Origin of the sequence: Pseudomonas sp. BJa3 (assembly GCF_026343815.1) — a bacterium.
GTDB classification, from domain to species: Bacteria; Pseudomonadota; Gammaproteobacteria; order Pseudomonadales; family Pseudomonadaceae; genus Aquipseudomonas; species Aquipseudomonas soli.
Genome location: NZ_JAOXMC010000419.1, coordinates 1 through 248, shown reverse-complemented (window position 1 = coordinate 248; position 248 = coordinate 1). Strand labels below are relative to the sequence as shown.

Annotated in this window: 1 pseudogene; it reads right to left on the bottom strand. The window is 67.3% G+C overall.

Annotation, left to right across the window (positions count from 1 at the left end):
• Positions 1-248, bottom strand: a pseudogene (locus OH705_RS28260) (hypothetical protein); the annotation flags it as partial.

Below are 248 nucleotides of genomic sequence, written 5' to 3'. Positions count from 1 at the left end.
ACAGCGTCTCCATCGGATGCGCGGCCAGCTCGCCCTGGATCATGTTGGCAAAGCCCGGCATCAGCGCGTCGCCCCCGGACGAGCCGCTGGTCAGCAGCGACACGTCCGCCAGGTCGCCATCATTGCGCCGCAGGCAATCGCGGATGGCGTTGGCAGCCAGCTGCGCGTTGGTGAAGACGGTGGCGCCCTCGGCATCGATCGCGTAGTAGCGCTGCTTGATGCCGTTCTCGGCCAGGATGCGGCTCTTG